The organism is Ruminococcus sp. (genome assembly GCF_024684275.1).
Map to the genome: position 1 here is coordinate 23,804 of NZ_JAIKXF010000060.1, position 7,107 is coordinate 30,910.

9 protein-coding genes are annotated in these 7,107 nt (G+C 33.6%); all 9 read right to left on the reverse strand.

Annotation, left to right across the window (positions count from 1 at the left end; translation table 11 throughout):
• Window positions 1-11 precede the first annotated feature (11 nt).
• Window positions 12-1,523: an endonuclease NucS domain-containing protein gene (locus tag K5677_RS07050; protein WP_296726221.1), complete on the reverse strand. Its 1,512-nt coding sequence runs from the start codon at window positions 1,521-1,523 to the stop codon at window positions 12-14.
• Entirely contained in the window at window positions 1,524-2,402 is an 879-nt protein-coding gene (locus K5677_RS07055; protein WP_296726224.1) for a tetratricopeptide repeat protein, read from the reverse strand.
• Between the two features lie 63 nt (window positions 2,403-2,465).
• A complete protein-coding gene (locus tag K5677_RS07060) occupies window positions 2,466-3,368 on the reverse strand; it encodes a hypothetical protein (protein WP_296726226.1) in 903 nt (300 codons plus the stop codon).
• A gap of 56 nt (window positions 3,369-3,424) precedes the next feature.
• Window positions 3,425-3,667: a hypothetical protein gene (locus K5677_RS07065; protein ID WP_296726229.1), complete on the reverse strand. Its 243-nt coding sequence runs from the start codon at window positions 3,665-3,667 to the stop codon at window positions 3,425-3,427.
• Between the two features lie 2 nt (window positions 3,668-3,669).
• Window positions 3,670-4,473, reverse strand: coding sequence for an ADP-ribosylglycohydrolase family protein (locus K5677_RS07070; RefSeq protein WP_296726230.1), 804 nt, complete (start codon window positions 4,471-4,473; stop codon window positions 3,670-3,672).
• 17 nt (window positions 4,474-4,490) lie between these two features.
• Window positions 4,491-4,781 carry a hypothetical protein gene (locus tag K5677_RS07075; protein WP_296726232.1) on the reverse strand — a complete coding sequence of 97 codons (291 nt, stop codon included), beginning with the start codon at window positions 4,779-4,781 and terminating at the stop codon, window positions 4,491-4,493.
• Window positions 4,782-5,000: 219 nt separating this feature from the next.
• On the reverse strand, window positions 5,001-5,645 hold the full coding sequence (locus K5677_RS07080; protein ID WP_296726233.1) for a hypothetical protein: 645 nt from the start codon (window positions 5,643-5,645) through the stop codon (window positions 5,001-5,003).
• A 48-nt stretch (window positions 5,646-5,693) separates the two neighbouring features.
• Entirely contained in the window at window positions 5,694-6,269 is a 576-nt protein-coding gene (locus K5677_RS07085; RefSeq protein ID WP_296726235.1) for a recombinase family protein, read from the reverse strand.
• 9 nt (window positions 6,270-6,278) lie between these two features.
• On the reverse strand, window positions 6,279-7,107 hold an 829-nt coding region (locus tag K5677_RS07090), incomplete at its 5' end, for a hypothetical protein (RefSeq protein WP_296726237.1).

Consider the following 7,107-nt stretch of genomic DNA (forward strand, 5'->3'; position numbering starts at 1 on the left):
AAGAGTATCTTCTATTTTATTTCTGTATATGATACTTTATATTCAAATAATCTAATTCTGTTATCATTCTGAATTGCTTTAATGAGCTTCTTCGGCGGATCATTGACACAAATTATTCCATAGACCTTTTTTCCCTTAGCATATTTGGATTTCTCAAACCATTCAACGTATTTAACAGTTTGAGCATATGCATCATCATATCCACTGTCTTTTTTTAGCTCAATAATATACAAGTTTCCAGCATTATCTTCGGCCAATAAATCAATTCTTCCTATCCCAGGGAATGACCATTGACGACCATATATTCCTTTGCGTTTATATATTTTTAATGGAATTCCAAAAATGGAAGAACTTACAGAAAGTCGTTCTGCCAGTTCATCTTCAAGAATTCTTTCCTTAGAAAACTGATATGTTGGCTTATGCTCAATGCTGCTACTCTCTGTTAACTCATCATTGGCTTTATCATCCGATTGCTCTTTTTGATATTTTTTCTTACCTTTTTTTGCATCGTTTAGTTCATCAAGAGCGTGTTTGTAAATCTTTTCAGGTGAGTTTTTGATGAACCGATCCGCTTTATCAAATTCACCAAGTGCAGCAAGAGTTCTTACATATCCACTGCAAGCATATTTCAAATTAAGCTCATCTTCGATACATCTATGATACTCTTCCTCTGCTTTTTTATATTGTTTTGTAACATAGTATTCGTATGCAAGATTATTTCGTGCCCACGGTTTCATTGGAGCAATTTCAAGGCATTTTTTATAACATTCTATAGCACCCTTTCTATCTCTGATTTTACTCTTGCACCATGCCATCATGAATAATTTTTCATGCTTTGCAAATATGAATCCTTCTTCAATTCCTTCAAGAATAGCTAATGCATTCTCCCAACGATTATCAGCATACCATAGTTCAGCCCTTAATTCTTTGGCAAGAACACTATCTGGAGTAACAAGCAACGCTTGAGAAACTGCTTCTTCAAGTAATGCAGTATCGTAATTACAATAATAAGTTTTCGTAGCCTTTATCAGTTCTGGAAGCCCCTTTTCATATTTTGACGTACTAATTTTTTCCAGAATATAATCATATAACTTTGGAATTGCTCCTTTGAAAATAAGATAATCATACGCAAACCATTCCTCATCAAGAGGTTCTTTATTTTGAATGTATCCATCGATCTCATTTTTTAAAAGATTAAAACATTTTTCTGTATTGCCATCAAAAAATGCTGCTATAGCGTTGTAATAATTTTTATTATTATCTGGTATATATGGTATTAATGGCATAAAAACACTCTGTACGAAACCAATATCTGAAATGCGAAAATCATCAAAATATTTCCATCCAAACATATTAAAAGCTATGTTATCTATTATCAAATCACATTCATATTTAACAACTGCTGACCTTAATTTTACGTCAGGTATATCTATTATCTTTTTTACATATACTTCATCAGACATATCAGCCGGAATGCTTTCAATGAATTCACGCATTTTATTTTCAAGTTCTTTATCTGACATTTATATCACCTCAAAATTCTTACATTTCCATGCCGAAAGAGTAAGTAAATGTCCTTCAATTTCGGCATTCATAAGCATTTCTCCAATATTTCGATACCATTTGCCTTCATAGCATACGGCAACAGAGCCATCTGGTTCTCTTGACGATTCAATGATATGCGGAATACCATTATATGAAAATCTCACTTTGACAGGTTCTTTCATAAGCTCATATAGGTCAAACAGGTCAAAGTTATTCTTATCAAGGGGAGTTAAGCGGTACAGGTCATGTATAAGACCTTTCATAATACTATAATTGCCAAAGAATGGATTATAGCCTATTCGAGAACTTAGCATACTCTTGCCTTCACGTAGTAGTCGTATAGCTTCCTGTGTATCACCTTCCTTTTCACGAATACCTGCGAGACGAGTGCAGAGTTCTGGAAGGGGATCTTCAACATAATTTGTGCCTGTATATACTCTATAGAGCTTTTCTACTATCTCTTTATATCTCTTATCGTCTTTTTCAACGTAATATCCGTTATGATACATATCAGCAAGCTTATACTGTGCAATGGAATCTTCGCCAGCCATTGAAAAATAATGAAATGCTTTTTCATAGTCAACCGTGCCAGTTCTTCCATAGTACCAGATATATCCGAGTCCAACTATTGCGGCTCCGTATCCAAGTGCAGCTGACATTTCGTAGTATTTCAGCGCAAGGTCGTAATTCTTCTGCTCATAATAATATCCGCCAAGTTCAAGCATACATTCTGGATCGTTGGTTTCACGGATAATAAGTCCAGCAGCTTCTGTATAGAGAAAGAATTCATCTTCTGTATAGTGTCCATTGTTTTTACGGAAACTATCAACGATTATCTGAGCTTCGGATATAGTCATAATAATCTCCCCATAAATATTTTTTACCACATAGGATTATATTCTAACTTCGAACATAAATTTTTATTGCATTTTATTATTTTTAAACTTTTTTGTTATAAAAGGAATAAGTAATTTATGAATATAGAAAACTCCCCAGGTATATACTGCTGGTACCATAGTAGTCATTAAATCCATATTTAAGGATGGAAACATTACATAAAGAAAAAACATAATTATAGGACCTATACAACTAAAAAACGAATAAACTATACGAGTTATTTTTTTGTCATTATTCTTTTTTAGTATAAAATACATTCCTCTATAAAGGAGTAGCGAAAGCACTCCACTTATAAGCAACCCAATTCCATCAATTACGCGGTCATCAGAATAAAACAACCTATCAATACTAGCAAGAAATAATATTATAGTTGGAAGTGGAACAATTAGAGCAGCTTTTTCTAAGTACCATAAAAATGCCTTAAATAGCAGAACGAGCAATTTGTATAGAAGTAATAAAGGGTATTTAAATATTGCAAATATTGCTATAAAGATGAACCACAAACAACCATGAGAATCACTCGACGTTTCGGTACAAACGTTTTCGGAAGATGCTTTATCATTTTCATCAATACCAAAACTACCCGTCATATCAGCAATCAAAAATGCAATGGCAGCTGCTGCCGCAGCACCGTAAAAATCACCTTTATATGAACCCAGACGTTCGTCAAATGGATGATCTATTTTATAAATACTGCTATCAGAAAGATGACATTCATTACCATCTGCTTCGACTTTGTAACTGACCAGTGAAATTTTAGCAAGACGGTTCTCATCCCAAGCAGCATCATTATAATCTTTGTATACATAGCTATCATCAAAATACGCTACACGCATTTTATGCTCTGCATCAGCGTACACATATCCATGATTTTCATCATCAAAATATAATATTGCTTCATCTTTATTGTTGTATAAAATTCCCATAAGCCAATCCTTTCAAAATAATGAATTGTGTCTTAACGTAAAATCCTTGTTGATTTTCACTTTATAATAACATCAAATTCCTTTACTTCATCGTCAGAGTAATTTGCATATTTATCGTAATATGCAGTTGTTCCTATTGCTTTTCCGTTTTCTTTAAGGATACAGCATATTCCTTCGCCACCTATTGAATATTCGTCATCTGCGTTTTTAAAGAGATATGCGTTAGGTGTTTCAACGCATTTATCTATTCTGCTTTTAAGTTGTAGAGCTATTTTCAACGCTTCAATATAACTGATCATATTCAGCTCTCCCTTCTTATGTGTTCATAAAAGAGTTTCAAAACAGCTCGCAAATCACTGCTCATGCGACGTAAGCCCTCGTCGGCTATCTCTTTAGGTATTTCATAGAATGCTTCTGCAATACTTCCAGAAATACAGGCAAGGGTATCACAGTCGCCACCGAGGGAAACAGCCGTGCGTATTACATCTTCAAAGTCTTGTCCTTCCAGAAAAGCAGTAATTGCTTCGGGAACTGTTTCCTGACAAGTCTCCACATGGTGATATTTCGGCCTTATTTCATCACAGGTTCTGGAGAGGTCATAATTGAATTCTTTTATTATGTAATCCTTGATCTCAGTTTTGCTTTTGCCTTTTCTGGAAAGAAAAATAGCACTTGCCGTAGCTTCTGCACCTTTTATTCCCTCTGGGTGATTATGAGTAACTTCAGATGTAAGGGCAGCGATATGTCTTGTTGTCTCTATATCATCAAATAGCCAACCAGCAGCTGCTACTCTCATAGCAGAGCCGTTTCCGAAGCTACCATAAGGTTTAGGATTAGGAGTACCAAGCCACTGACTGAACATGCAGCCATAGCCAGCATGAGGATACTTTTTGCCCCATATTTGCATGGAATCAACCAAAGCAGCCTTTATTTCGGCATCTGACTTGCCAATAGTCGCAAGCAGAGCTTCTGCAACAGCAATTGTCATCACAGAATCGTCTGTAAACTCGGATTTTTCGCTGAACAAAGGAAAATCCTTAGTTTTATCACCTCTGTCAAATTCGTATGGTGCGCCTATCATATCTCCTAATATTGCTCCGAGCATAGCTTGTACCTCCTGACTTATACTATCTTAACTGGTTTTTTAGCTCTGTTTATGATAATTGAAGAGTTAATATCATCATCCATTATCCAATACGAATACTCACCAATATCGCAGTATTTGTATTCTTCACCGTTGAATAACTGAATATAATGATTATCTTTAATATAATTATACAAATAATTGTACATCTCGTTCAGCTCAGCGTTATCACTTTGTCTTACAGTGTAATAATGAGGCCAGTATGCCATAGTTTTGGCGAATGTCCATTTTAGAGTTTCGATTATATTGAGTATTTCTTTTTCATTCATATTGCGAACCTCGTTAATAATCCTTATAGTAATCACAACACAGAATTAAGCATACTGTATAAAAAAAGTCGATAATAGTATTATATTTTGTTACTTATACAATGATTATATCACAATTGAATGGGAGAATCAATAGAAAAATTATTAATAAGGCATAACTTTAATTGATTTATAAAACAAAAAGCCGCAAGGATTACTTGCGACTTTAATATTTACATATTATATTGATGGAGGATTCATATTTCCAAGTTCTGGTATGTCGAGCCTTTCAACCATTTTTTTGTTAAGATAAGCGGTTCCTGAAATATTACCTTGTTTTCTTATCTCTGATAAAAATCTCTCTGCGTTGTTATAAATATTGTTTATCGACGCTTTTGTGTGATTATTAGCATCAAAAAACATTAAGCATTCATCTTTGAGATTGAACAATAGATCCATCTGACGAATCGAAAGATTAATACAGATATATGAGTATTGTTCAGCAATAAAATTTGCAAGTACAACTATTTTTTGCCTTTGTTCAGTTTGCTCAGTTGTTTGTAAAACATCTATTACCTTTGAGGTTAATTCCGTATAAAATGGTAGATTACGTTCATATAGTTTGTTTTTATGTTCATTTTTAATTTTCGTATTATTAAGAATGAATGGAATAATAAGAGTGGTTAAAATAGTACTTACAATGGCAGTAACAGGTATTTTAAGTTCTTCAGGTAATCTTAAAAACAATGATAATGCAACAGTAGAGATAAAAATTGCTGCGCATATCCAGTATATTACTCCTAATGAATTAATTTTTGCACCTATTACATCCATTCCATTTCTAAATTTTGGGTGCTTTTCATAATACTTCCTTAATGAATTCATTATTGTACCTCTTTTTCATATGTTTATTGTTTTATTATGTGAATATTTTTATAGTTCAAGTTTCTTTACTATCTGATAGAAGCGGTTCCTTTTTATATCGAGTTTTTTCATTGTAGCAACAGCAGTCTGTTCACCGCTGCGCCACTTCTTACACTCAGCTCTGAACTTTTCTTCATTGAAGGGGAGTGGTTTACGTCCTTTGTATTTGCCTTGCTGCTTGGCAATAGCAATACCTTCACGCTGCCTTTGCAAGATTGTTTCTCTTTCAAGTTCTGCCAGAGCTGCGAATATCGTGAGCATAAATCTGCCTTGCGGAGTATCGGTATTGACACTCTCTTTTAGACTTATAAGACCAACGCCTTTATCAGTAAGCTCCTGAACAATCAGTAGCATATCCCTTGTACTTCTTGCAAGTCGTGAAAACTCTGCAACAACTACAATATCTCCCTCACGTACATAATTAAGCATAGCTTGCAGTTGCGGACGGTTAGTATCTTTGCCACTCATTTTGTCAATGAACGTTTTTGCTATTTTTTCAGAATAGCCTTCAAAAGCGACAAGCTGACGAGCTTCATTCTGTTCAAGGGTAGAAACACGGGCATACCCTATATATGTTTTTTCCATTTTGTTACCTCACATTTTGTTTTTATCTATTCTATAAAGAATGTACATTATTATCGCACTAATAATAGTAGCAATTATTATTGGAATACATAAATGATCAACCCCATATTCTAATTTATTCGTTAAAAAGAAGGAACACCAAAATATATTTGTAATGTGTGAAATAGTCAGTGAATAGAATATAAGCTCTCTATCTACTTTTTGTAATGAATACTCTTCTTTCCAATTATTTTCTATTTCCGTTTTCATTCCCTCTTTTGAATACGAGCTTTTCAGTGGGAATAAATTTCCAATAATAATAGTTAAAGGAGCAATCAAATACTCTAAAAAATCATCAACATCATCAAATGCAAAATTATCGTAATTAATGTATGTTTTTATTAGAAAAGCCAAAAGAATAGTAAATGCATATATTACGGTTAATAGATATATTCTGTTTTTTACATTAGTCTCAATGTCGGTTTGGGTTTTCTTTACAAGTAAACCATTAAGCAACGAAAAACAAATATTTATAGAAAAAGCTTCGATAATCAAAACGATTAATTTTGCGAAAACGAAAGGAATTCTATCAGTTATTACAAAAAATATGATTGGTACCCAATAAACTGTAAAAAAGCAAATAAGATTGAAAAAGAAGATAAATGGAATACTAATGTTGGACTCCTTGGATTTAGGTGCGATAAATCTGTAAAACCAAAAAGAGTCTATCCTAAAATTTGTGTAAACCTCTGAAGTAGTGTATAATAGAAGAGACACTACTTTGGAGGTTTTAATTATGAGCAGAAGACGAAGAAATGAAACAGAAGAACAGCGAGCAAGAAGAGAGCTGATAAGCGAT